Genomic DNA, 21,445 nt, shown 5'->3' on the forward strand with positions numbered 1-21,445 from the left:
CCTATTTTTTACGGATGAATTCATTCACCTCATACACTTGTCGCTTCAATGACTGATATTGAAATAGCCAAATTAAGCTATAAATAACGACAAAATAGAATGTTAAAAAGCCGAAAGATAGCCAAGTAAACACATACCAATGACCCATATAACCAGCAACTAATACGCTCATATAGGTCGCTATAAAATGAAGGATTAGTGCAACAATCATTGGGAAACGTTCCATCGTAAAAATATGTGTAAACAAGCCAATAAAAGCACCCATCATCGAGGAGATGAGTAATTGTTGACGTAAATTTTCAATAGAGATACTCCCAGTTGTCGTGAGCGCGATAATAATCGTACAAATCGTCATGCCAATCATTGCACCTGTAATCGCATTTAATAAAAATCTCATTGTGCGCCCCTCCCTATACCTAGTTTTTCCTTGAGTGGCTTTAGAAATTTGCGACTAATCGGAATTTCCACACCATTTGATAACACTACTTGCGTCGTTCCTAATGCTTTTAACTGCAATGATTGAATATGATTAATTTGAACAAGTGTCGATTTATTCACACGAATCAATTGTTTTTCAAATTGTTCCTCTAGCTCATACAATTTCAGCTTCGCACGATATTCCTCTTCCTCCGTTTGAATAAAAACTTTCGCTTCTTCTACAAAGATAGAAAATACCTCCTCAATTTTAATGAGGTGAATATCCTCCTCTATATACCCAACAACAGTCGTTGCACGCTGTTGCTTTAAGCCCTTCATTAACATTTCGACACGCTCGTCATATTGCGCAGTATAAACATGGACATCTAACCCCTCGTGCGCGGGTTCAATGTGTAAATGAATGTTCATATCATCCTCCTGCATCTACTATAACTCCCTTCTTTCTCCTATTTCTAAAATCCATTGTATGTGGTCGTTTTTCTAACCTAACACGTCATTTTTTTTAATTAAGTGGCACAAAAAAAACGCAACCTTGTTTAGTAAAGTTGCGCAAACAATGTAATAAAACCAGATATTACGCCCGTCACAAGTGTCAGCACCGAGTAGCCAATCATTTCTCCCGTAGTCATTAACTGTTTCGCACGACAATAAATGAGTAGTCCACAAACACCGATAAACGTCGCAAAGGTTAGCAAAGTTAGCATCGACGTTACGATCTCTGCTGAGGAGCCTGTCATCTTATTCATCAAATACATATTTGTAAACGCGAACATTAAGCCAAGCACGCTAAGTGTATAGACATAGAGCCCATTTGCCACAAAGCATCGCCCCCTTTGCTATTTGATACCCCATTTAAATTTGTTCAACGCATCATCTTCACATTGACGTAAAGCACCGCAAGTAACAGCACAAAAACAACTGGTGTCAAAACCATCTCTGCAGGTGTAATACCAACTACCCCCATTGTAACGACGAAAGCACCGACAATTAACATCAGCGTTGCTAGAAAGTTAGCTGTCTTTTCTGGATCCTTTGCGCGCTTAATTTGCACACCTGCTAGTAGCTGCCAAAGCTTTTTCACACCGATTAAATAGCCGCACACAATCATTACTACACCAAATACGAGTAACTCAATTGTCATATCCTCACCTCACTGTTACACTTATTATAAAACAAAGTTAGAAAATAATGGGATTAAAAGAAATAAACGGGCTTTCCCTATATAAGGACGGTATCATATGATTCACATAGAACTCGAAAAACAGTTAGCAAAAAAACAATTGAAATCACAAGATTTAGCACAAATTATCGGCATGACAAACGCTAATCTATCCCATTTAAAAACAGGTAAAGCGAAAGCGATTCGTTTTTCAACATTAATCGCACTCTGTCAGGCACTCGACTGTCAGCCAGGTGATTTATTACACTATGTACCAGACGATACAGATTTTTAAGCACTCCAAAACAGCGCTCATCCCATACGGTCGACGCTGTTAGGTATGGCATGGTACACTATTTCCCTCCTTGCCATAAACTTCTATACCGCAAATGATTCGATAGACAATTTTTCTTTTAAAATAACACTGAAATATGATTTCCATTTTAATTCTAGTAATTGCACAGTGTCTCCATGAATAACTTCGAATGCAAAACGCTTTTTATTGATTTCATTATCTAAAATAATAAAACGTTGAATTTGTTTAAATTCAAATGGCCCTATTGATCGATTTTCTTTTTCAATTTGAATATGAATTGCACTCTTATCAACATGTAATGTAAATGTATAGTTTTCTTCGCCTTTTGCAACTTGATACGGCACTACTTTTTTATCCGCTTTTCACCACTAAAAAAAGCCACGCCAATGCGTGACTACTCCCTAATCGAATTGCAATGTTGCTACCTTATCTAGCAATTCTTTTGCTTCCTGCGGTTCTAGCGTCAAATGACAATTCTGTTCACGACTCGATGTTGCAAGCCAGTCTGCCCCGTTGTCACGGAAAAAAGATAAATCTTCAGGAAAGTTTGGTTGCTGCCATGCATAAAGTGAGGATACGGCTTGCTGTAACACTTTCTTCGCGGCATCATCAGTATGATAATAATATACATATGCTGTTTCGCCATCTAGAATAGTGCTCGCCCATTCTGATTTTTCGACTTTCTGAATCAATGATGGCTCTAATTTTTTTAAAATTGCTTTAGCAGACTGCGCTACCGCAACTTCTTTACGAATGACTAAGTGAAATTTCGCACTTTTTTTTACATGCCGCTTCAATAAATGATTGATATGCGTCACCTGTCACATCATTATGTAATTCAAATTCCATGTTATTCACCCTTCCACTCGACTGAAAATTTTAATAATTACAATTATAAAATATTATACAGCGAAAAACTACCGAGCAATGGACCTAAAAAAACAGCTGGCTAATAAATCGTCAGCTGTTTTACATCCTCATGACAACTTGAAAAAATAGTCGATAATGGTAAGCCCATAATTTCGGTATCGCGTATAAACGCTTCACAATTCGACGTGCGCATCGAGCGGTCAATTTCCTGTGTGCCAACGATTTCTACAAGTACAAAGCCACCATTCCGCTGCGCAATATAATAATGTGCATTTTGGAATATGAAGCCAATTTCGCGACCTCGCTTTAATTGCACATCAAGCTCTTGCATATTCATTGAACATCACCCCTTTCATAATAAATAACCGTTTTCTACCATTTGTAATCCTTTTCATACTATTCTTTAAAGGAATTTCTTTATCAGTAAGCATCACCATTTCTAACATGATAGACTTAGAAGGAATATGCTACAAAGGAGGCGACATCTTGGTTGAATTTTTTCTTACGATTATTGGTCTCTTCATCGGTATCGCATTTTTTCTTTATATCGGACGACGCCTACAGAACCGTATGAACAAGCGTATGACAATGGGTATTGCGATTAGCTATTTTACAGCGGGGATTGTCTGTATGCTTCTTAGCTTTTTTATTCCCTCGCTATTTCCGCTTTTATTTTGTGGATTTCCAGTCGCAGTATGTGGTATTTTATCAGTTGTTCGTGTCCATATGACGATTGATTTTTAACTAAAAAAGAACCTCTTCCATTACACAGAAGAGGTTCTTTTTATTGCACTTTCTTTTTACGCTTCATTGCGCGAATACGATCTTTCGTTTCCTTCGATACACGAAGCGACTCTGTAATTTTCGATAAAGCCTTATTATACGTCCAGTCATCCAATGTATTCTGCTGTAAATATGGCATCGTTTCAATCGGTTTTCGAATAAAGAACATGGACACTGACCATGCGACACCCATACGAACATAATAATCATCATGCTTCAGCGTATCTAATAGCGCTAAACTTTTTTCGGTGTAGTCGTCATTAATATAATAATTGAGCATCATCACCGCTGCAAAACGTTGATCATACGCTTTATCACTTGCGGCATACTTTTCCACAAGTGGCCAGTAAAGCGCTTGATTTTTTTGCATCTTTTAGTGCTGAGCAAAAGCCATCACATACCGACCAATTGCGAATTTTTGGAATAAATGCCTCCACATAAGGAATCCGTTCCTCTGCAGGCATTTTCATCATGCCAATAACAAAGCCTTCTAGCTGTGTTTCTTCAAAATAGCGATTTTCTACTTCTGCTAAAAAAGTAAGTGGCTCATCTTTTATAATTTCTTTTGCTAGCTGGCGAAGCACAGGAATACGCACACCTAAAATATCTGGCTCATTCGGAATTAATTTTTTTGTAAATTCTCGGTAAGATGGCTCTTGCACTGCCTTTAGACGTTCATGAATCGACATCGTTCATCTCTCCTTCGTCCATTCATTATACGGTGAAACTAAAAAAAACGCGATGCTCGTTGCACCGCGTGAATAATCTATAATTATGATTGTGCAATCCAAACTTTTCGGTCAACCGCATCACGATAAGGCATAATCCACTCAAAATGCTCTGCTAAGTATTTCATTCCCGTATAAGTAATTTCTGCTTTTTTCAAATCTAAGCCACCCTCTGGAGCTAAATGTACGTTGCTAATATAGCCATCTTTTTGTAGCTGATATACAAAATGTTGAAATTTTGCAACGTCAACACCATAATCAGCAGCACAAATTTTTGTGTTTTTGCGCTCTAATTCTTTAATAAAACTATATTGTAAACGTTCTAAATTCATAAAAATCCCTCCATACCAATTACTCATTTAAGTCGGGTATACGAATCATTTCATATCTCGGCTTTGTTTATCTTTTCCCAAAACAAATAAATCTAAAACCAATATGTACACATTTTTGACACATTTGTACTTCTTTTATATAGTGAAAATAAAAGGAGGCAGGGTCTATGAATGGATTACTATGGGGTATTTTTTGTTATCATAGCTTATTTCTACTATTCTTTTTAACAAAAAGCCTTTATCTCATACCGAATGGCTATGTGTGGGATTTTTGGGGTATTACTGCTTCATTTTTAGCTTTCGGCGTTAGTCTTTACGTATTTATTAAAGGCAAGCGTTCGTTTTTAGTTTTATGGTTACTCTTTGCTGGATTTATTACAACATTGTATTTCATTATTGGTTTATCTATCGGTTCGATTTAATCGTATGAAAAAAGCAAGTAACATGCCCCCACATGTTACCTGCTTTTCATCATTATATTTGTTTCAAACGCTCAATCTTTTGCTGGCATTCATTAATATGACGCTTTAATGTCGCCGCATCTACACGCATCTCTTCTAATAACAGTTGCAACTCAATATAAATGGTTTTTGCTTCCGCATTCATTTGTTGCTCTTCAAGACTAAATTCTTTTAAATCTTGCTCATAGCCTGCAATGCTTTGCTCATAATCAGACAAGCGCTTCATATGTAGATTGATTGCATTTTCATAATTTTGTAATACGCACGTTAAATAAACATCATTTGCACTAAATTCCATCGTAGCTTCACCCTCTGATTTTCTCTATTCCAACAATCCCATATACCCTATTTACTTACCTATAAACTAAATTCAATATTTTTTAAAACCAACGTATTCACTTTGTATTGAATATAACAAATTCCTGTCATTTGTACAACGCTGAACATCCATTCTAAAGTCGCATTATTTTAAAATATAAGAGGTTATTTTTAATAAATTATTATTATAATTGTCTTATTTTTTCTATCCATATTATTATCAATGATTTTTTAATAGAAATAATTTGACACGAAAAATAACTTTATGCTATCATTAAAAATTTGATAAAATTACGTTTAAATGTTATTATGAAATAGATGACTATAAACGGAGGTGGATTCGATGTTTCAAATTGGTGAAAACATCATTTATCCAATGCAAGGTGCGGGTACAATAAAAGCAGTAGAAGAAAAAGAAATATCAGGACAAAAACAATTATATTATGTTATTGAAATGGCTATCAGTAATATGCAAATTACAATACCTAAAGATAAAATACTAAGTTCAAATATCCGTCCCGTTACAGATATTGTAGAATTAAATCATATTATCCAAGTATTTCAGCACGAGCAGTCTGAAGAAGTACTACCATGGAAACAACGCTATACATTAAATACAACTAAAGTAAAAACTGGTAGTATGCAAGATTGTGCTGAAGTTGTACGCGACTTAAGCCGTTTAAAAAAAGAAAAAGCATTAAATACAAGTGAAAAAGAAATGCTAGATCATGCACAGAAATTTTTACGTAGTGAACTAAAATTAATCAAAGGCATTACAGAAGATCAATTAAATATTTTTAGTTAATTTAATTTTTTTATAGATGTATTAATATAGTAGACAAATGTAATATTTTCCTTTATACTATATTTAATAAGAAATTTACAAGATAATAATTAATTCACCTATTACAAAGCGTACTAGTGATTGATTTAGTATTTTTTGTAATATGTGAATTTTTTCTTTTTGAGGAATTATAATCTTATTAAATATAATTAAATGGAGGTCATTTAAATGACACAAGGTACAGTAAAATGGTTTAACGCAGACAAAGGTTTCGGTTTCATCGAAGTTGAAGGCGGTTCTGACGTATTCGCTCACTTCTCAGCTATCCAAGGCGAAGGTTTCAAATCTTTAGAAGAAGGTCAAAAAGTAGAATTCGAAGTAGAAGAAGGCCAACGCGGACCTCAAGCTGCTAACATCGTAAAACTTTAATTTTTAGTTAACGATTTCAAAAGCATCCTGTTTACAGGGTGCTTTTTTTATATAACTTTATCGTGAAATATAGTACTACTAGCAAAAAACATTTAAAAGATATAAGCTACCTAACTTCTTTACTATCAGCCTACTCTTTTTCCTCGTCAAAAAAACACCTTCAACTCATTCTATTCATTATTACGGTACACAACCTGTAATATAGAAAAAATTGAAAGTGCTTCATATAGTAATGTCTTATTTGATTTGGAATGTCCTTGACAAGAATCGAACTTGCGACCTACTCCTTAGGAGGGAGTTGCTCTATCCTACTGAGCTACAAGGACGTAAAATTACGTCTTCTATTATAGCATTATTTCACAAAAATAAAAAGGCATGCAAAAAAAACAGAAATCGTCAACACAATTTCTGTTTTTATTTCATTATTTTAATTTCACACGCTGTAATCTCAGTGCATTTAATACAACCGATACAGAACTAAATGCCATTGCCGCACCTGCTACCCATGGTGCTAATAATCCAAGTGCCGCAATTGGAATACCTAATGTATTATAGCCAAATGCCCAAAATAAATTTTGTTTGATGTTTGTCATTGTTTTTTTACTCATCAAGATGGCATCTGCAATACTATTTAGATCCCCGCGAATTAATGTAATATCGGCCGCTTCCATTGCAATATCTGTTCCCGTACCAATCGCCATACCAATCGTTGCCGTTGCAAGGGCCGGCGCGTCATTGATACCATCGCCTACCATCGCTACTTTTTTGCCTTGCTGTTGTAATTTTTCAATTTCATTTGCTTTGCCTTCTGGTAAAACACCTGCAATTACTTGCTTAATACCAACCTCACCCGCAATCGCTTGTGCAGTTGCTTCATTATCACCTGTCATCATAATCACATCAAGACCCATTTGATGTAATCGCTCTACCGCTTCTTTTGACGTATCTTTTACAGTATCTGCTACAGCAATTAAGCCAGCATATTCACCATCAATTGCCACAAGCATAGCCGTCTTCCCTTGCTTTTCAAACGCTTGCTTTTGCGAAAGTGCGAATGATACATCAATGCCGTACTGCTCCATTAATTTAACTGTCCCAACAACCGTCGCTTTCGCATTAATTGTTGATTGCACACCGTATCCTGGCACTGCTTCAAAATATTGCGGCTCATATAACGAGATGCCGCGCTCCTTCACACCATTCACAATGGCTTGTGCTAAAGGATGCTCTGACTTTCGTTCGGCACTTGCCACATATGCTAAAAATTCTGCTTCAGGTAATGTTGTCACCACATCTGTTAAAACTGGCTCCCCATTTGTGACAGTACCCGTTTTATCAACGACGACCGTATCAATCGCTCCCGTTTGCTCGAGATATTCGCCACCTTTGAATAAAATACCATATTCAGCAGCACGTCCAGAACCAGCCATAATCGATGTTGGTGTTGCTAGACCGAGTGCACATGGACAAGCAATAACAAGTACCGCAATTAATACTTCTAATGCTTGCACAAAATCACCTGGCTGTACAAAGAAATACCATACAATAAAGGTGATAATCGCAATGCCGACAACAATCGGTACAAAAATACCTGAAATTTTATCAGCTAGACGTTGGATTGGTGCTTTTGTACCTTGTGCATCTTCAACGACTTTAATAATTTGTGCGAGTGCTGTATCACGTCCAACTTTCGTTGCGGTCATTTTAATCGCACCATTTTTATTAATTGTGGCGCCAAATAACTCGTCGCCCTGTGTTTTATCAACTGGCATACTTTCACCTGTTAACATCGATTCATCAATCGTTGTATGTCCCTCGAGCACCTGCCCATCTACAGGAATTTTTTCACCTGGTCGCACGATAATTGTATCGCCAACAACAACTTCTTCTAATGGAATCTCAAGTTCTTCGCCTTGTCGGACAACAATCGCTGTTTTCGCTTGTAGTCCCATCAATTTTTTGATTGCTTCAGATGAGCGGCCTTTTGCCTTTGCTTCAAATAATTTACCAAGCAGAATTAATGTAATTAATACTGCACTCGTTTCAAAATACAAATGCGGCATATGATTTCCATGCATCGTTAACACTTCATAAACACTATAGAAATATGCAGCAGATGTCCCAAGTACAACTAAGACATCCATATTCGCACTACCATTTCGAAGTGCTTTATATGCCCCTACATAAAATTGATAGCCTATCGCAAATTGAACAATGGTTGCTAACGTAAATTGAAACCACGGATTCATAAATAAATCAGGTACGTACATCCATTGTGTAAAGGAGAAATGCCCTACCATCGTCCAAAGAAGTGGTAATGATAGTATTGCTGCCGCGATAAATTTCCATTGTTGCTTTTTAATTGCTTGCTCTCGGTAATCAACAGCTGCCTCATCTTGGTGTTTATGCGCACCGTAACCAATTTTTTCAACGCGCGCAATAATATCTGCAGTAGACACTTTACTTGGATTAAACTCTACCGTTGCCCGTTCAAGTGCCAAATTGACATTTGCTACTGATACACCATCCATTTTATTTAGTACCTTTTCGATACGTGCCGAACAAGCTGCACATGTCATGCCGGTAATATCAAACTCTTGTTTTTCTTTAACAACACCATAGCCAAGCGCTTCAATTTTCTTTTCAAAATCTTCTTCTGTTATTTTCTCCGGATCATAATGGACGGTTGAACGTTCAATCGCTAGATTTACATTTGCATCTTCCACACCATCTAATTTTTTTAAACCTTTTTCAATCCGCGTAGCACAGGCTGCACACGTCATACCTGATATTTGAAGATTACTTTCTTTTAGTTGTTGTGTCATTTCTTCCACCTTCCTCATACCTATAAGGGGTATATAATTTTGAAAATAAAAAGGAGAGGACATTCCACTCTCCTATCTTATTTAAACAACATCATAACCTTGGTCGTCGATTGTTTCTTTAATTGTATCTAATGTAACGGCTGCTGAATCAAATGCGATAGCTACTTGACCCGCTTCTAAATTAACGTTTACTGAATCTACACCGTTTAATTCCCCTACGCTACTTTCTACTGCTTTCACGCAATGTCCACATGACATACCTTGTACATTTAATGTTACATTTTCCATTTGAATTGCCTCCTATTTTCGCATTAATTTTTGGAATGTTACGAGTAACTCATCCAATACTTCGTCATCGCCTTCATTTAAGCGATCAACCACACAACCTTTTAAATGACCTTCGAGTAAAATTTTAGCCACACTGTTTAAAGCTGATTGGGTTGCTGCAAGTTGTGTAATTACATCATCACAATACGTATCTTCTTCAATCATGCGTTTGATTCCTCTGATTTGACCTTCCGCACGATTCAAGCGGACCGTTAAATCTTTTTTTACTTTTTCCGGATGGTGGCTTTTTCGACATGATATCATTTCAGGTTCCATGCGCCTCATCCTCCTTCTGTTATTTACACCTTCAGTCTACCATACCTAAAGGGGGTATGTAAATTATTAAGATTTTATAATTTTTCAATCAATATATCTATACCTTATATAGGTATATTAAAAAATATTATAATTTATCCATAAAAAATAATATAAATGCTAAAAAAACAAGTTTTTATAACTTTATATTTTTATAATTATTACTTCATATACCCCTGTATAGTATTTATAAATTCACCGGTAATCCAGATACATACAATTTTTTAGCATCCTTGTTTTTACTTAATGCTCGAATTACTCCCTCATTTGGCTCTGAATAAACTGTTTTATCATCCCATTCACCAAGCGCTGAATTCACAGTAAAAGCCAACTGCTCACGTTCAAGTGAAAACTGTGCATCAACACCTTGTTTATTCCCCCGTGCATCAACCCGTATCCAGCGATTTTCTAAATAAATTGCATTTAGGCCATGTAAACAATAGCCCTGCTCCGGTGTTTCAAATAGCAGTAATTTTTGATAGCAAAAGCCTGTGGGTATTCCTTGCGAACGTAGTATCGCTGCTAGTAAATGTGATTTTGCATAGCAAAAGCCTTCCTTATACACGAAAACATCTGATGCGCAGCAAGTGACACGATTCGATTGAATATCCCATGTATGCGCAATGCTATCACGTACATATACAAAGGCCTTCTGTGCTTTTTGAACATCACTATCCTCTTGATGAAATAACTGTGCTACAAGTTGCTGAATTACGGGTGCATCATAATCAATAATGGCTGTTGCCTCTAAAAATTCTTTCATTTCACTTCCCCCTTTTTGTCAGTATAGCGTATTGACAAACATTGGTTTATCTCTTATGATTAAAAACGTTCTACAAAATAGTTAATCTTGTTAACTACTTTTTTATGAGGTGACAATATGCATATGTTTCAGACGCTCTATCATGAGCTTGTTTTAACGAACCGCACATTTGAGGCACAATTAAATGCTATTTTACAACAACAAGGCATTCATCGCTCAGATTGGTCCGTTCTTTATTACTTAATTCTGGATGATCAATTAACATCCGTCGAAATCGCTAAATTATTAGGGATTGAAAAACCAAATGTGACACGTATTATGAAAAACTTAGTGTCGATAGGCTATGCACGTGTTGAGCCTTCTCATGAAGATAAGCGCAAAAAGCGATTACTCATCACAGATGAAGGGCGCAAGATGTATGCTGAAGTTCGTACATATGTCGACCGATTTGAAATGGAATCAATGACAGGTATTGATGCTGAACAGCAACAAATGTTTATTGAGACATTAAATCAAATTCAACAAAATTTAATAAAGAGAGCCGGGGATAAATAGTGAGTCATACAAAAGACAAGCTATGGACGAAGGATTTCATTATCGTTTCACTGATGAATTTCATCGTCATTTTAATTTTCTATTTACTAATGGTGACCATCGCATCATTCGCTAAAAATGAATATGATGCCACCACAAGTCAAGCAGGTCTTGCTACAGGAATTTATATTGTCGGGACATTAGTCGGCCGTTTGTTTGCAGGACGCGTCATTAACAATGTCGGTGCACGAAAAATTATGATGATTGGCTTAGCAGCATTTATTATCACTACAGCACTTTATTTCGTTCATAGTGGTGGTATTACGATGCTTCTTATTTTCCGTTTAGTAAACGGCGTTGCCGCGGGTGTTGCCTCTACTGCCACAAGCACAATCATTGCACAAATTATTCCTTCTGCACGTAAAGCGGAGGGCATTGGCTACTTTAGTATGAGTACAACACTTGGTACAGCTATCGGTCCTTTTTTAGGCATTATGCTTGGGCGCCTTGTGTCCTATAATACGATTTTCTTATTCTGCGTTATTTTAGCAGCTCTTGCTTTTATTATTGGTTTAACAGTTCGTGTACAAAAAGCATCGGTATTACAACCAGCTGCTGATGCACCTAAAGTGAAATTCAGTTTAAAACAATATATTGAACCTAATGCGATTCCAATTGCCATTATTACGTTTTTAATGTCGCTTGGATACGCCGCCATTTTATCCTTTATTAGTTTCTTTGCAGAAGAGCGTGACTTAGTAGCAGCGGCAAGTTTCTTCTTCTTAGTTTATGCTGTAGCTATTTTAGTTACACGTCCATTTAGCGGTCGCCTGATGGACACCAAAGGCTCAAATGCTATTATGGTTCCTTGCTTCATTTTATTTGCAGCAGGACTTGCCATTCTTAGTGTGACACATTCTGGATTTCTATTATTATTAGCCGCCGTTATTATTGGGGCTGGTTATGGTAACTTACAGTCTGGTGCACAGGCGATTGCACTTAAAGTAACACCAGGTGCACGCGCTGGACTTGCCACATCAACATTCTTTATCGCACTCGATGCCGGCCTTGGCTTTGGACCATACATTCTTGGTTTTGTCGAACCAATTTTCGGCTTTGGCACACTGTATATTGGCTTAGCAGTATTAATTCTCGTTACACTTGTGCTGTATATGTTGCTGCATGGTCGCAAAGATAAAGAATTAACAGCACAAGCATATTAACTAAACATATCAAAATAAAAAGAGGCTGGGACATACGTATAAAAACAACCTCTCCTATGGGCATAAGAAAAAAACGGAACCGCGCGGTGGCGCGGTTCCGTTTTTTCGTTGCGAACGCTAAAAAAGAAAATAACGTGTTTTGTCCCAACCTCTTTTTCATATTATCTATCTTTATTAAAATTCTACTATATCTTGTAAGGGATTGACGATCTAAGTATATTTTATAAAGTCATCGGGTAATAAGATTAGATAATCTATTTTAATGAGGTGAGCGCATATGTTAGACAAAGTAAAAATTATTCAAGCTCCTATGTCTGGGGTTACAACACCAAATTTTGTTGCTGCTTCATGTGAGGCAGGGGCTTTAGGTTTTATTGCCGGAGGATATGCTACAAAATCCGAATTAAAATTAGCTATTCAAGAGATACGTATGAAAACAGTCAAACCTTTTGGCGTTAATTTATTTGTACAAAATCCTCCTTTATTATCTAAAGAAGTATTCACAAATGCCTGCGAAGCTTTGCAATCTGATTATACTAAACTAAATCTTACTGCTTCCCCTAATTTACATTTTGAAAATCACTTCAATGAACAAATTCAAGCTGTCATAGAAGAAGATGTGAAAATTATTTCCTTTACTTTTGGTCTGCCAAATCAAACTATCATTGATAAATTAAAAAAACAGCATGTATTTTTAATTGGTACGGCTACAACCAAAAATGAAGCGCTAGCCATTGCGCACGCTGGCTTTGATGCGATTGTTTTACAAGGTAGTGAAGCAGGTGGGCATAGAGGTACTTTCCAAATGCCTTTTGATTATGTTCCTCTACATCAACTTATCAGAGAAACACGACCATTAGTAACACTTCCACTCATTGCTGCTGGCGGCTTAATGACAGCAACTCAAATTCAAGAAGTATTAAACATCGGTGCAGATACCGTACAAATAGGAACTGCACTACTTGTTGCTAAAGAATGTGAAATTCCAATCGCTTATAAACAAGCCATTTTGAATTCCACAGAGCATAGCACAACATTTATTACAGCGTATACAGGAAAACCAGCGCGTGGGCTACCTACCGCATTCACAAATCGTATAGCAGAAAACTGTATTGCACCTTACCCTTATCAATATTTACTAACGCGAGACATTTTAAAAGCAAATCAGACATTGAAAAATCCTGATTATTTTTTTATTTAATGGGTGAGCATAGCCATCAAGCAAGAGAAGGTAGCATCCAAGAAATTATTTCTTCTCTACAAATTTTATAGTAGCCACATCTCTATTGCCCGTAAACAGCTGGGACATTAGAGATGTTCTTTTTATTATACAGTCCTATTTCTATTTTGATAAAAATACCATAGCAAGTATACATACCGTATAACAATTCTTTTACTAACATTAAAAATCATTATTTTTTTATGAATTTACACTTAAAAAACCGTGATAATCATTGGTCTATTCTCGTCTCCATAACTCGTATACTGTATTAAAACTATGATGGAGGCGAAGTAGATGCAACAAACAATCGAAAAAATAACAACTACTAAAACAATGTGGCATATATTACCCTATATTTTACTACTGTATATTATTTCATATCTCGACCGTGTTAATTTAGGATTTGCGGCGCTTGAAATGAACTACAAGGAGAAATTGTCGAACTATATGAACCACTTGATGGCTTTGCAATTGGTGACAAGGTTATCGTTCGTTCAAGTGGTGGTGGCTATGCTACGCATATAGCAGCTAATAATAAAAATGTCTTTAAAATCCCTGAAGATATGCCACTGGACTTCGCAGGAAGCTTTTCAGCTACAGCCTCAACTGCTTATTGGGGCTTACATGGTGGTTTTTATCCACTAAAAGATGGCGATACAATTGCTATTGTTGGTGCCTCTGGTAGCGTTGGTAGCTTCTTAGTTCAACTTGCACAAGAATGGGATGTTAAGATCATTGCTGTAGCTAGTAAAAAAAATGAAGCGCGCTTAAAAGAGCTTGGCGCTGATATGTTCGTCGATTATCGTGACCCTGAAGCTATTGAGCAACATGGAAAAACGGCAGATTTCGTATTAGATGCTTCATTATTTAACGCTGGTGAGCATGCTGCATTAATATTAGCGAAAGAAAATGCGACCTATGTTGGCATGACGACTTTACCAGACAATTCATACCGCCCAGATGTAAAACGTGTTTTCCTATCACGTACACCAGCAATGACAAATGATATTGTCATTCCTTATTTATTTGATTTCTATGAAAAACATGGTTTAGCTGACCAAATTGCATACACACTTCCATTTACAGTTGATGGCGTAAAAGAGGCACATCGCTTACTTGAAGGTACACGTAATAGTGGGAAAATAATTTTTAAAGTTTAAACTTGCATATGTTTACTCAACCATCTTTTTCCGGTATACAACTGGAGAAAGGTGGTTTCTTTATTAATGTTCATGCTTTTTAAGCCAAATACTTTCTATTCCTATTAAAAAACACTTTCAAAGCATTTATCTCCTTGAAAGTGTCTCAATTTTTTTAAGATATTTTAGTAAAAACATGCTTTTTATTACAGTGCTTGTTTATTAGGCGCTTTTTTATATTGCCAATAATTGAAGCCTAATACAAGAAGTGACATAGGGATGGCGTATAGTTGTAAAACAAAAAACTTCCAAGACCATATTGAATATCCTTGAATTATTAGTAGTGCTAGCCCTATAACACAAATTAAAGCATACATCAAAATCGAAGCGAGCCATCCTTTCATTGCAAAACCTTCCTTCTATTGTCGTTCACGCAGTGCTTGCTTTAAAATTTTACCAGATGCATTGCGTGGTAAAATATCAATGCGCTCGTAACGGCGAGGCACTTTATAGGTTGCTAAAAATTCATTCGCAAAATTTCCTAATGTTTCGCCGTCAATGCCTTCATCACTTACATAATAGGCTTTCACAATCTCACCAAATTCAGGATGTGGCACACCTATGACAGCTGTTTCATGAACACCATCAATACGATTTAATAATTCCTCCGTTTCGCGAGGATAAACAATTTGTCCACCTGTAATAATAATGTCTTTCTTACGATCAACGAGCCATATAAAACCATTCTCATCGCGCTTCGCTAGGTCACCCGTACGCACCCACCCTTGTTGCAATACTGCTTGTGTCTCTAATGGATTATCAATATATCCTTGCATCACACCTTCACCAGCAACCCAAATTTCACCAATCTCATCCGTAGCCGCTTCTTCTCCAAGATTATTTACAATGCGCATTTCTGTACCAAACATCGCCCGCTTCCCAATACTTCCAGCTCCTTTATCATGCTCTTCAGGTAATAGAATGGAACCACTAGGTCCTGTTTCTGTCAAACCATATACACAAACTAACCGTTGTGTGCCAAGTGCCTCTGAAACGAGCTCCACTTCTGCTTTTGACATCGGTGCTCCGCCATACGCCCACCAAATCATCGTCGAAATATCTGTATAGCTTAGTTGCTCAGAACGAGCTAAGACATGATAGGTCAGCGGTGTGCCAAAGAAATGAGTTGTCCGCTCATGCTGGATCATTTCAAGCATCGAATCATTTGAATACTCTAGTGCTGTTACAACCGTAGCACCAACTAGTAATGCACCAAGGAAAAACATATGCAGCGGTGCCGAGTGACTCAATGATAATAAAACAAGTACCTTACTCTCAGGCTTTAACTCAAATTCAATTGCTGCCATATTAGCAACAGATAAAATATTACGATAGTTAAAAAGCACACCCTTTGGTTCACTTGTTGTACCAGATGTGTACATAATTGCTGCTAAATCATCCTCTTTTAGCGATAGTTCAAACGGTGTTTTTTCTTTATGATGAGACATTAAATAACGCATACTCAAAAAATTTCCTGCCTCATCTCCTGTTTTTAAACAAATGACATTATTAATCTCTCCCACAATTGGGTATAGTACATCATGAACGATAAGAGCTTTTGCTTTACTATGCGCCAAAATATGCTCGATTTCATATTTCGTTGAATGGGCACTGACTGGTATGACAATACCTCCAACGCGTTGAATCGCAAAATAACTTATCGCAAATTCAATTGAATTTGGCATTAACAGGACAACAGGATCACGATAGCCGATTTCTAATTCATGTAAACTATGTGCTAAATTTTCTACATAGCCGTTTAATTCGGCATACGTGAGGCGATGCTCCTCGCAGACAATCGCTTCACGCGTCGCAAATTTTCTTGCATTTCGTGCTAAAAGTTCCGAAGTATTCACAAATATCCTCTCCTTTTAAGCCGGTATGCTATTATTTACCCGAATATTCTATTAGTTATTCGATGTATTTCTCTGTATAATGAAGCCAATAAGGGGGTTGTTTAGAATGACTATTCGTTTAGCTACGGTAGGCGATGCACCTGAAATGCTCGCGCTACACCGAAAAATATTAGAAGAGCCATATTATTTTGTCACACGATTAGAGGAATTTAATCGTTCACTTGAGCAACAAATTTTGTGGATTGAAGATAAACAAACAAATGAACGAGAAGTTATTTTTGTCGCAGAAGAAAATGAAAAAGTGGTCGGCTGGTTGTATTTCCAATCACCACGCCGCGTACTACTCCAACATACCGGCACCTTTTTTATGATGGTTGATGAAGACTATCGCCAACAAGGAATCGGTTCAAAACTATTAAAGCAATTACTCAAATGGGCAAGAGAAAATCCATTAATTGAAAAAGTTTCACTTAGTGTATTTTCAATCAATGAACCAGCTATTGAACTGTATAAAAAAGCTGGCTTTGTCGTAGAAGGTCGTAAAGTAAAAGAGTTCAAAATTGACGATGATCAGTATATTGATGATATTTTGATGTATAAATTTGTCTAAAAAAAGGAGGCCTCGCTTGAAGCGAGAAACCTCCTTTTTTATTTCTTCTTATTTCCATTATGTTTGCCATTATCTTTAGGTGTTGTAAATGTCCATAATGGGGAGCGTGTTGTGCCTTCAAATTCATCCCGTACAACCGCATACCAACTGTAAGTAGACTTCATTTCCAACTTATCCCATAAAACATTTGCTGTTTCACCACTTTTAACATCATCTACATGCCCAATTGAGTCATTCGTATACACTTCTACAGATATTGCATCTGTTGATACTTCTTTTTCTTTCGGTGCAATGTCTGCATCTATCACAAATTCATCTTTTGCTGGATATTCTGTTGGGTCATAGAAATTATATTTATCTAAATAAGGTGAGTATGTTTTCATTTGAATTTGATTATTAATAGGATTCATCTGCATAAGGCGCATATATCCTTGTCCACCTTCTGGACCACCTTGATAATCTGCAAGCATTTGATGCACCCGTCTATCGGGTTTTCCATCTCCATCATCGTCTATGGCATCTGTTAACGTTTCTGCATCATGATAATGTCCTGATAATACAGCTAGTACATTTTTATTTGGTTTAACAACCTCTTCAAAAATATCATTTCCAATAGGACTACGCTGTCCAGATACAAGTAAGTATTCGTGGAAGTTTAAAATTGCCTTACGCTCTGGATATTTTGCGAGTATTTTATTCATCCAAGCGATATCTTCCTGTGTGATGCCCCATCCCATATACAGCATGATAAAATCCTGTCCCTTTTCGCTAATTAAATCATAATGCCCTCGATTATCTTTGTAGGATTCACCGTAAGACGCATTATCTTCAAATCGAGCAGCACCGAAATATCGACTATATTCACTATAATCCTCATCTTTATGATTTACATCATGATTCCCTGCTAATACACCATATGGCATATCAGCATCATCTAACGTGTTCATAAATTTATCTGCATTTAACCATTGATAAGGTTCATAAGATTTATCAACTAAATCACCTGTGTGAAACACATAACGTATATTCATAGCTTGACGATTATTCACAATCCATTTCGTCATCGTATCAAAAATTTGTGGATAGCTTTGAGAATAATACTGTGTATCACTCATCCACACAAAGGAATAATCAAATTGATTCGTTGATGCGATTTCATCCTGTACCATTACTTCAAGTTGATGATTTCGAATATATTCGTTCCCTTTTACAGTTGCATTAAGAGGAAAATTTTTCTCGTCATTAGCAATCTTCCATTGTTTTATTTCCCATTTTGATGTTTCATAATTCCATACATAGATTGATACTTTTCGTCCCAGAAGTGATTTCCCTTCCCAGTGAATATCAATTGAATCTTCTGCAGTAATGTTTCTATCCAAATTTACACTAAACCGATGATATGGATACTTTTCTGTGCTTTTCGTTGTTATATATTGTCCATCCGCTTTCGCAAGGGCCTCTACATTTTCAATTGTTTTTTCCTGTGCTGTAGTGATTGTCTCAGGCGGTTCCTTATCTGCATTATGTTCAAACGCCTCTACTCCTTCGTCCGTTGGTTTATATACATAGCCTCGCTTAAAATCTACTCGTAATCTATCTTTTGTTGGATCTGCTACCTCTACACTTAATTTTGCGGATTTTCCTCGTAATTCATGTGATAAATTTTCAGGTGCAAATGGGTGTTCTTCTACTGTGTTAAAATTGGTTTTCTTAGTAGCAACATTTCCTACAGCATCTGTCGCTTTAATAATTAATTGATGTTCTCCACTCTTTAATTTTGCAGAAGATGTATCGTATGGAAGCGTAATTTTTTCTCCATCTAATGTAGCTTCAGGAACTTCTGTACCAATATTAGCATCTTCTATTTCTGCATCAATCGTGATAAGCCCCTTATATAGTTCACCTTCATTTAACGAAGTTGTAATGATAGGCGATGTATTATCTACAAGCACAGTGGCTTTTTCATTGTCTTTATTATTTTTTGCTTCGAATACATGTTCTCCATCTTTTACTGCTGTCGTATCTAAACGGTAAGCTTTCCCACTAAATTGACTTTTTGGAATAGTAAAGTTGAAATCAACATCTGGTTCCATCCCTGAACTATCTCCTACTTTTATTTCTCTTTTTGGATCTGTATACTTCTCATCACGTAAAATCTCACCATCGGGCATAACTAAACGAATATTTTTAACTGTATAATCATCTCGATTTTCACCTGCTTCGCCAAATGGCGATACTTTGTCCCCCGCATGAATTGAAATGGTTGTGGTCTCTCCAAGATTAAAATATGAGGGATCCACTGGTACAGTAATCGTTGCGTATTCATTGATAGTATCATCATAAATACGTAATACTTCTCTACCAATTGTCACTGCATTTTTAAAGTATAAATTTGTTTGATTGACATCTAACGCAAAATAAGCTTGATTAGGCAATACTCGTTCTACTTTAGTTGTTACATCTTGTCCGTCAAATGATAGCGTCGTTGGTTCATTGTCTTTTGAATGAAATGCTTTTAATAGTACTTCCTTTGATAGGAGCGATTGATTTTCAACATTTAATGATAGCCCTTCTTTTTCTTTTGGTAATTGATTTATAATTGTACGTGTAGAAGTTTGTATTGGATTAAACCCATCTGTTGCAGCAATATAGTATTCTACTTTTTCTTTTTGAATTAAATCAACTGCATAAATTGTATGACTAAAATAACCATCTGCACCTCGTTTTAAATTTACAGAATGATAGTTACCATCATTCATCCGATAGTATAAACGTGCCGAGCGTAGTTGTCGCTCATCTCGTATATCAAATTTTAGCTGAATATCCTTCTGATCTGTTACTTCCGTCAATCCTGATATATCTTTTACAACCGGTGCTTTAGTATCTCCTGATAAATCGACTTTTTCAGTCGGAACTTGAAAATCACTTACTTTACCTGGATTTCCTTTCACTGTCTTTGCGCTATGCTTACGCATAACCAAACCTTCTTCTGGATATTGATACTGAATTCCCATATCCTTCGCAACATCATTTATCTCAGTTGGATCTTGTGTATTGTTTGTTAATTTTTCATTATAAGATGCAATAACAATGTCTTCATTTGCATTTGTAGAGATTGTCAATTGACGGTATTCTGAATTCGTCATGCCAGAATGATACACGCGCACTAAATGATTCTCATCCACATTAGAGTCATAATTTTTGTTAAAGTCCGCAAGTTTTTTATGATTATTTTTCCCATTCATAATCCAGTAAATCATCGTTTCACCTGGAGCTAATGGTAAATTACGATTTTCATTCTCATCTCCCCAAAATAAATCAGCTTTTGGCCCCTTTGTTGGATAACGATAATGAATTTTATAATCTTTTAAATCAATTGTTTGGTTTGAATTATTGTACACCTCAATAAATTCATAACCATCTGAACCGTCTACATTTGTTGAGTCAGGTACAACTTCTGTCAATAATAGCGGTGGTAAGTGTTTTGATTCGTATTTGGGTAATTCCACCGTAACATCTTGTGGTACCGTTTCCTCTATGATTTCACCATCTGTTGCTGAAATCATATATGTAAAATTTTCCTGCAATTCATATGGGGCTAGACTTGTATGATACTGCCCTTCCTTTAATTGCATCGGCTTTTCACTCCACGCTTCTGCTCCCTTCTGCGCTTTATATAATAGAGTCATTTTTTGAAGTGGAACATCTCCTTTAAAATCAGCTGTAATTGACAACTCTTTTTTAGCATCCGCAGTTGAAATTGCTTGATGTTTAATCATTAAATTTTTATTTATTTTAGCTTCTGACGCCGTTGCCACTCCGTAGATAGGTGAATAAGGTACGATTGTTGTAGCAAGTAATGTTGCGACAACTATGTTAGACATCCATGTTCTTTTCACATTAAAACACTCCTCTTATACTCAATTGCACTCTAGTATAAAGTTTATTCTTTA

At 36.4% G+C, this 21,445-nt stretch carries 29 protein-coding genes and 1 tRNA gene; 11 read left to right on the forward strand and 19 right to left on the reverse strand.

Going from position 1 to position 21,445, the window contains the following annotated elements; genetic code table 11:
• Nucleotide 1: 1 nt before the first annotated feature.
• The 4 genes from KTHG_RS09190 to KTHG_RS09205 all read right to left on the reverse strand — a co-directional run bounded on the left by KTHG_RS09190 (nt 2) and on the right by KTHG_RS09205 (nt 1,579).
• On the reverse strand, nt 2-397 hold the full coding sequence (locus KTHG_RS09190; protein WP_139993017.1) for a DUF3021 domain-containing protein: 396 nt from the start codon (nt 395-397) through the stop codon (nt 2-4).
• On the reverse strand, nt 394-846 hold the full coding sequence (locus tag KTHG_RS09195; protein ID WP_126991731.1) for a LytTR family DNA-binding domain-containing protein: 453 nt from the start codon (nt 844-846) through the stop codon (nt 394-396). The genes KTHG_RS09190 and KTHG_RS09195 overlap by 4 nt, the downstream gene beginning before the upstream one ends.
• A gap of 128 nt (nt 847-974) precedes the next feature.
• Nucleotides 975-1,256, reverse strand: coding sequence for a hypothetical protein (locus tag KTHG_RS09200; RefSeq protein WP_126991730.1), 282 nt, complete (start codon nt 1,254-1,256; stop codon nt 975-977).
• A gap of 44 nt (nt 1,257-1,300) precedes the next feature.
• Nucleotides 1,301-1,579 (reverse strand): DUF3784 domain-containing protein, encoded by a 279-nt coding sequence (locus KTHG_RS09205; RefSeq protein ID WP_139993019.1) that lies wholly within the window; start codon nt 1,577-1,579, stop codon nt 1,301-1,303.
• A gap of 97 nt (nt 1,580-1,676) precedes the next feature.
• Between KTHG_RS09205 and KTHG_RS09210 the strand changes: the two genes are divergently transcribed.
• Entirely contained in the window at nt 1,677-1,892 is a 216-nt protein-coding gene (locus KTHG_RS09210) for a helix-turn-helix domain-containing protein (protein ID WP_126991728.1), read from the forward strand.
• Between the two features lie 83 nt (nt 1,893-1,975).
• Here the strand turns inward: KTHG_RS09210 and KTHG_RS09215 are convergent, their stop codons facing one another.
• The 3 genes from KTHG_RS09215 to KTHG_RS09225 form a co-directional block, all read right to left on the reverse strand.
• Nucleotides 1,976-2,257: a hypothetical protein gene (locus KTHG_RS09215; RefSeq protein WP_139993021.1), complete on the reverse strand. Its 282-nt coding sequence runs from the start codon at nt 2,255-2,257 to the stop codon at nt 1,976-1,978.
• Nucleotides 2,258-2,314: 57 nt separating this feature from the next.
• Nucleotides 2,315-2,731 carry a stage III sporulation protein AH gene (locus KTHG_RS09220; protein ID WP_139993023.1) on the reverse strand — a complete coding sequence of 139 codons (417 nt, stop codon included), beginning with the start codon at nt 2,729-2,731 and terminating at the stop codon, nt 2,315-2,317.
• A 131-nt stretch (nt 2,732-2,862) separates the two neighbouring features.
• Complete coding sequence (locus tag KTHG_RS09225) at nt 2,863-3,120, reverse strand: hypothetical protein (protein WP_126991726.1); 258 nt, start codon at nt 3,118-3,120, stop codon at nt 2,863-2,865.
• A 149-nt stretch (nt 3,121-3,269) separates the two neighbouring features.
• Between KTHG_RS09225 and KTHG_RS09230 the strand changes: the two genes are divergently transcribed.
• Complete coding sequence (locus KTHG_RS09230; protein ID WP_139993025.1) at nt 3,270-3,527, forward strand: hypothetical protein; 258 nt, start codon at nt 3,270-3,272, stop codon at nt 3,525-3,527.
• Between the two features lie 40 nt (nt 3,528-3,567).
• Here the strand turns inward: KTHG_RS09230 and KTHG_RS21805 are convergent, their stop codons facing one another.
• From KTHG_RS21805 to KTHG_RS09240, 3 genes are all read right to left on the reverse strand, one after another.
• Nucleotides 3,568-3,936: a DNA alkylation repair protein gene (locus tag KTHG_RS21805; RefSeq protein ID WP_255512419.1), complete on the reverse strand. Its 369-nt coding sequence runs from the start codon at nt 3,934-3,936 to the stop codon at nt 3,568-3,570.
• On the reverse strand, nt 3,881-4,255 hold the full coding sequence (locus KTHG_RS21810) for a DNA alkylation repair protein (RefSeq protein ID WP_255512420.1): 375 nt from the start codon (nt 4,253-4,255) through the stop codon (nt 3,881-3,883). The genes KTHG_RS21805 and KTHG_RS21810 overlap by 56 nt, the downstream gene beginning before the upstream one ends.
• 83 nt (nt 4,256-4,338) lie before the next feature.
• A complete protein-coding gene (locus KTHG_RS09240; RefSeq protein ID WP_126991723.1) occupies nt 4,339-4,626 on the reverse strand; it encodes a YjcQ family protein in 288 nt (95 codons plus the stop codon).
• Between the two features lie 167 nt (nt 4,627-4,793).
• Here KTHG_RS09240 and KTHG_RS09245 point away from each other — a divergent pair, with 167 nt between their 5' ends.
• Complete coding sequence (locus KTHG_RS09245) at nt 4,794-5,048, forward strand: hypothetical protein (RefSeq protein ID WP_139993027.1); 255 nt, start codon at nt 4,794-4,796, stop codon at nt 5,046-5,048.
• Between the two features lie 52 nt (nt 5,049-5,100).
• On the opposite strand, the gene KTHG_RS09250 is transcribed toward KTHG_RS09245, so the two are convergent.
• Nucleotides 5,101-5,385 carry a hypothetical protein gene (locus tag KTHG_RS09250; protein ID WP_126991721.1) on the reverse strand — a complete coding sequence of 95 codons (285 nt, stop codon included), beginning with the start codon at nt 5,383-5,385 and terminating at the stop codon, nt 5,101-5,103.
• A gap of 363 nt (nt 5,386-5,748) precedes the next feature.
• Between KTHG_RS09250 and KTHG_RS09255 the strand changes: the two genes are divergently transcribed.
• Together KTHG_RS09255 and KTHG_RS09260 are read left to right on the forward strand one after the other, a co-directional pair.
• Complete coding sequence (locus KTHG_RS09255) at nt 5,749-6,210, forward strand: CarD family transcriptional regulator (protein WP_126991720.1); 462 nt, start codon at nt 5,749-5,751, stop codon at nt 6,208-6,210.
• 207 nt (nt 6,211-6,417) lie between these two features.
• A complete protein-coding gene (locus KTHG_RS09260; RefSeq protein ID WP_126991719.1) occupies nt 6,418-6,618 on the forward strand; it encodes a cold-shock protein in 201 nt (66 codons plus the stop codon).
• 252 nt (nt 6,619-6,870) lie between these two features.
• Here the strand turns inward: KTHG_RS09260 and KTHG_RS09265 are convergent.
• The 5 genes from KTHG_RS09265 to KTHG_RS09285 form a co-directional block, all read right to left on the reverse strand.
• Nucleotides 6,871-6,944: transfer RNA gene (locus KTHG_RS09265), tRNA-Arg, on the reverse strand.
• Nucleotides 6,945-7,040: 96 nt separating this feature from the next.
• Nucleotides 7,041-9,443 (reverse strand): heavy metal translocating P-type ATPase, encoded by a 2,403-nt coding sequence (locus KTHG_RS09270; protein WP_139993029.1) that lies wholly within the window; start codon nt 9,441-9,443, stop codon nt 7,041-7,043.
• A gap of 81 nt (nt 9,444-9,524) precedes the next feature.
• Nucleotides 9,525-9,731 carry a copper chaperone CopZ gene (gene copZ / locus KTHG_RS09275; protein WP_139993031.1) on the reverse strand — a complete coding sequence of 69 codons (207 nt, stop codon included), beginning with the start codon at nt 9,729-9,731 and terminating at the stop codon, nt 9,525-9,527.
• Between the two features lie 12 nt (nt 9,732-9,743).
• Nucleotides 9,744-10,046 carry a metal-sensitive transcriptional regulator gene (locus KTHG_RS09280; RefSeq protein ID WP_126991716.1) on the reverse strand — a complete coding sequence of 101 codons (303 nt, stop codon included), beginning with the start codon at nt 10,044-10,046 and terminating at the stop codon, nt 9,744-9,746.
• Between the two features lie 226 nt (nt 10,047-10,272).
• Nucleotides 10,273-10,848 (reverse strand): transglutaminase-like domain-containing protein, encoded by a 576-nt coding sequence (locus KTHG_RS09285; protein ID WP_139993032.1) that lies wholly within the window; start codon nt 10,846-10,848, stop codon nt 10,273-10,275.
• A gap of 117 nt (nt 10,849-10,965) precedes the next feature.
• Here KTHG_RS09285 and KTHG_RS09290 point away from each other — a divergent pair, with 117 nt between their 5' ends.
• The 5 genes from KTHG_RS09290 (at nt 10,966) to KTHG_RS09310 (ending at nt 14,987) form a co-directional block, all read left to right on the forward strand.
• Nucleotides 10,966-11,403, forward strand: a complete 438-nt coding sequence (locus tag KTHG_RS09290; RefSeq protein WP_126991714.1) for a MarR family winged helix-turn-helix transcriptional regulator — start codon at nt 10,966-10,968, stop codon at nt 11,401-11,403.
• Entirely contained in the window at nt 11,403-12,605 is a 1,203-nt protein-coding gene (locus KTHG_RS09295) for an MFS transporter (RefSeq protein ID WP_139993034.1), read from the forward strand. Before KTHG_RS09290 ends, KTHG_RS09295 begins: the two co-directional genes overlap by 1 nt.
• A 277-nt stretch (nt 12,606-12,882) precedes the next feature.
• Nucleotides 12,883-13,806: an NAD(P)H-dependent flavin oxidoreductase gene (locus tag KTHG_RS09300; RefSeq protein ID WP_255512421.1), complete on the forward strand. Its 924-nt coding sequence runs from the start codon at nt 12,883-12,885 to the stop codon at nt 13,804-13,806.
• Nucleotides 13,807-14,121: 315 nt separating this feature from the next.
• On the forward strand, nt 14,122-14,352 hold the full coding sequence (locus tag KTHG_RS21815; protein WP_233600622.1) for a hypothetical protein: 231 nt from the start codon (nt 14,122-14,124) through the stop codon (nt 14,350-14,352).
• 38 nt (nt 14,353-14,390) lie between these two features.
• Nucleotides 14,391-14,987, forward strand: a complete 597-nt coding sequence (locus KTHG_RS09310) for a zinc-binding dehydrogenase (RefSeq protein ID WP_126991711.1) — start codon at nt 14,391-14,393, stop codon at nt 14,985-14,987.
• A 185-nt stretch (nt 14,988-15,172) separates the two neighbouring features.
• On the opposite strand, the gene KTHG_RS22120 is transcribed toward KTHG_RS09310, so the two are convergent.
• A complete protein-coding gene (locus KTHG_RS22120; RefSeq protein ID WP_139993036.1) occupies nt 15,173-15,370 on the reverse strand; it encodes a DUF4017 family protein in 198 nt (65 codons plus the stop codon).
• Nucleotides 15,371-15,385: 15 nt separating this feature from the next.
• A complete protein-coding gene (locus KTHG_RS09320; protein WP_139993038.1) occupies nt 15,386-16,882 on the reverse strand; it encodes a class I adenylate-forming enzyme family protein in 1,497 nt (498 codons plus the stop codon).
• A 106-nt stretch (nt 16,883-16,988) separates the two neighbouring features.
• On the opposite strand from KTHG_RS09320, the gene KTHG_RS09325 reads away from it, so the two are divergent.
• Complete coding sequence (locus KTHG_RS09325; protein WP_126991708.1) at nt 16,989-17,492, forward strand: GNAT family N-acetyltransferase; 504 nt, start codon at nt 16,989-16,991, stop codon at nt 17,490-17,492.
• A gap of 38 nt (nt 17,493-17,530) precedes the next feature.
• Here KTHG_RS09325 and KTHG_RS09330 read toward each other — a convergent pair whose 3' ends face one another.
• Nucleotides 17,531-21,391, reverse strand: a complete 3,861-nt coding sequence (locus KTHG_RS09330; protein WP_139993039.1) for a lamin tail domain-containing metallophosphoesterase family protein — start codon at nt 21,389-21,391, stop codon at nt 17,531-17,533.
• Nucleotides 21,392-21,445 lie beyond the last annotated feature (54 nt).

It is taken from the genome of Kurthia sp. Dielmo (genome assembly GCF_000307285.2).
GTDB lineage: Bacteria > Bacillota > Bacilli > Bacillales_A > Planococcaceae > Kurthia > Kurthia populi.

Bases quoted from the DNA above. Each gene is read 5' to 3' on its own strand.
- KTHG_RS09190 (WP_139993017.1), bottom strand. From the start codon at position 397: ATGAGATTTTTATTAAATGCGATTACAGGTGCAATGATTGGCATGACG.
- KTHG_RS09195 (WP_126991731.1), bottom strand. From the start codon at position 846: ATGAACATTCATTTACACATTGAACCCGCGCACGAGGGGTTAGATGTC.
- KTHG_RS09205 (WP_139993019.1), bottom strand. From the start codon at position 1,579: ATGACAATTGAGTTACTCGTATTTGGTGTAGTAATGATTGTGTGCGGC.
- KTHG_RS09210 (WP_126991728.1), top strand. From the start codon at position 1,677: ATGATTCACATAGAACTCGAAAAACAGTTAGCAAAAAAACAATTGAAA.
- KTHG_RS09225 (WP_126991726.1), bottom strand. From the start codon at position 3,120: ATGAATATGCAAGAGCTTGATGTGCAATTAAAGCGAGGTCGCGAAATT.
- KTHG_RS21805 (WP_255512419.1), bottom strand. From the start codon at position 3,936: ATGCAAAAAAATCAAGCGCTTTACTGGCCACTTGTGGAAAAGTATGCC.
- KTHG_RS21810 (WP_255512420.1), bottom strand. From the start codon at position 4,255: ATGTCGATTCATGAACGTCTAAAGGCAGTGCAAGAGCCATCTTACCGA.
- KTHG_RS09240 (WP_126991723.1), bottom strand. From the start codon at position 4,626: ATGAATTTAGAACGTTTACAATATAGTTTTATTAAAGAATTAGAGCGC.
- KTHG_RS09245 (WP_139993027.1), top strand. From the start codon at position 4,794: ATGAATGGATTACTATGGGGTATTTTTTGTTATCATAGCTTATTTCTA.
- KTHG_RS09250 (WP_126991721.1), bottom strand. From the start codon at position 5,385: ATGGAATTTAGTGCAAATGATGTTTATTTAACGTGCGTATTACAAAAT.
- KTHG_RS09255 (WP_126991720.1), top strand. From the start codon at position 5,749: ATGTTTCAAATTGGTGAAAACATCATTTATCCAATGCAAGGTGCGGGT.
- KTHG_RS09260 (WP_126991719.1), top strand. From the start codon at position 6,418: ATGACACAAGGTACAGTAAAATGGTTTAACGCAGACAAAGGTTTCGGT.
- KTHG_RS09270 (WP_139993029.1), bottom strand. From the start codon at position 9,443: ATGACACAACAACTAAAAGAAAGTAATCTTCAAATATCAGGTATGACG.
- copZ (WP_139993031.1), bottom strand. From the start codon at position 9,731: ATGGAAAATGTAACATTAAATGTACAAGGTATGTCATGTGGACATTGC.
- KTHG_RS09280 (WP_126991716.1), bottom strand. From the start codon at position 10,046: ATGGAACCTGAAATGATATCATGTCGAAAAAGCCACCATCCGGAAAAA.
- KTHG_RS09285 (WP_139993032.1), bottom strand. From the start codon at position 10,848: ATGAAAGAATTTTTAGAGGCAACAGCCATTATTGATTATGATGCACCC.
- KTHG_RS09290 (WP_126991714.1), top strand. From the start codon at position 10,966: ATGCATATGTTTCAGACGCTCTATCATGAGCTTGTTTTAACGAACCGC.
- KTHG_RS09300 (WP_255512421.1), top strand. From the start codon at position 12,883: ATGTTAGACAAAGTAAAAATTATTCAAGCTCCTATGTCTGGGGTTACA.
- KTHG_RS21815 (WP_233600622.1), top strand. From the start codon at position 14,122: ATGCAACAAACAATCGAAAAAATAACAACTACTAAAACAATGTGGCAT.
- KTHG_RS09310 (WP_126991711.1), top strand. From the start codon at position 14,391: ATGCCACTGGACTTCGCAGGAAGCTTTTCAGCTACAGCCTCAACTGCT.
- KTHG_RS22120 (WP_139993036.1), bottom strand. From the start codon at position 15,370: ATGAAAGGATGGCTCGCTTCGATTTTGATGTATGCTTTAATTTGTGTT.
- KTHG_RS09325 (WP_126991708.1), top strand. From the start codon at position 16,989: ATGACTATTCGTTTAGCTACGGTAGGCGATGCACCTGAAATGCTCGCG.